This is a genomic window from Candidatus Infernicultor aquiphilus (genome assembly GCF_002784285.1).
Lineage (GTDB): Bacteria > Atribacterota > Phoenicimicrobiia > Phoenicimicrobiales > Phoenicimicrobiaceae > Infernicultor > Infernicultor aquiphilus.
This window is the reverse complement of the sequence record NZ_PFKO01000178.1, coordinates 1-1679: the sequence shown is the minus strand read 5'-3', so window position 1 is coordinate 1679 and position 1679 is coordinate 1. Positions and strand designations below refer to the sequence as shown.

Annotated in this window: 2 protein-coding genes; both read right to left on the bottom strand. The window is 28.0% G+C overall.

The features are described from left to right. Nucleotides 1-415 (bottom strand): stalk domain-containing protein (locus COZ07_RS04950; protein ID WP_406607476.1); only part of this gene is annotated, 415 nt, incomplete at its 3' end. A gap of 10 nt (nt 416-425) precedes the next feature. Further along, nucleotides 426-1460, bottom strand: a complete 1035-nt coding sequence (locus COZ07_RS04945) for an AI-2E family transporter (RefSeq protein WP_406607475.1) — start codon at nt 1458-1460, stop codon at nt 426-428. Between the last annotated feature and the right edge of the window lie 219 nt (nt 1461-1679).

Below are 1679 nucleotides of genomic sequence, written 5' to 3'. Positions count from 1 at the left end.
ATAAAGTCTTAGCTTGATTATCCCATTCAATTTCTGCTGGGGTAATAATTTTAATCACTTCTAAGGGAAGCATTACTCGGTTATCAATAATTTTAGCCGGCGTTTTCAGAGGAATTATTTTTCCATCCATTTCTAAAGAAAGTTCATCAATTACTAAACGAACTATATGCTTATCAATATTTATATCTAATAACTTTAAAGCTGGAAACCAGGTAATCCTTCCACCTAAAGCATCTACTATATTGCGAGCGGGAATAAATATTTGATCATCTTCCATAATGGAAAGAACATCTAATTCGAGAGGTTTATGGTCCATTAATATTTTTATTTCTGAAGACTGAGCCAAAGCAGAAGAAAGGTGGAATAAAATAGTTAATCCTACTGCTATTAAAATTAAGTAAGGTATTTTTTTCATAAAACTTGTTCTATTCCTCCTGAATTAAATATCTAATCATTAAAACTTTTAAAATTGCCGCTAAGGGGACAGCTACTAATACCCCTAATATTCCTAATAACTGACCACAGACTAAAATAGCTAAAATTACAGTTAAAGGATGGAGACCCAATCCTTTACCTAAAATATTAGGTTCAAGAAATACAGATTCAATCTGATTGACCAAAACAAATAATCCTAAGATTATTAATAATATCCACCATGGTTTACCAAGAGCAAAAATTAAAGCCAAAACCACTCCAATAATTGGTCCTAAATAGGGAATAAAGTTGAACGCCCCACTAACTATTCCGATAATTAGAGCAAATTTTAAATTTAAGACATACAAACCTATACCAATTAAAGCCCCCACAATAATACAGATTATTATTCGACCACGAATAAACCCACTAAGAATATGATCTATCTCTTCTATTACTTCTTTAAATTCTTCTTTCTTTTTCTTGGACACAAAAGTATACAAGTTTTCTTTAAATATTAAAATATCTCTTAATATATAAAACAAAATTAAAGGAACAATTACTATTCCAAAGGAAATACTAGAAACTATATTAGATAAATAAATTATAATCTCTTGAGAAAAACCTAATGCATTTTTTTGAAGTTCAGATAGACTTTCTTTAATTAAAGTTGCTACATCAGTAGGATTTATAAATTTCGATAGTTGAGGTTTCAAAGATAAAATGATAGTTTGGTACTTTTCAATAAATTTTGGAATTTCACTATATAAAATATTAAGTTGATTAATTATACTTGGAATCACAAAAAATATAGTTAAAATTAGTAAACCAATTATTATGGCAATAATAATAATAATAGCCAATATTTTGGGAGCCTTTTTATTAATAAGATATTTATAAAGCGGCTCAAAAAAATAGGCTAACATTAAGGCAATACTAAAATATATAAATAGCCACTTCAGTCTATTTAATACATAAACTAAAATTATTAGACCAATAGCCGTACTGATAATAAAATTTAATCTCTTATCCTTTATAAATTCCATAAATAATTTTCCACCTAAAATATCTTTTTACTTATCTATTTATAACAGATTAGCTCAGATTATTCAATTTTTTTATATTATTATGTAGCCCTCTCTGAATTTTTGTCATGGCGAGCGACCGTAGGGAGCGTGGCAATCTCATCAAATTTCCCCCTCATCTATATTCTACATCCCCCTCAAATTATCCTTCTTTTTTAACTTAAAAAATTAAAAATCTAA

Bases quoted from the DNA above. Each gene is read 5' to 3' on its own strand.
- COZ07_RS04945 (WP_406607475.1), bottom strand. From the start codon at position 1,460: ATGGAATTTATAAAGGATAAGAGATTAAATTTTATTATCAGTACGGCT.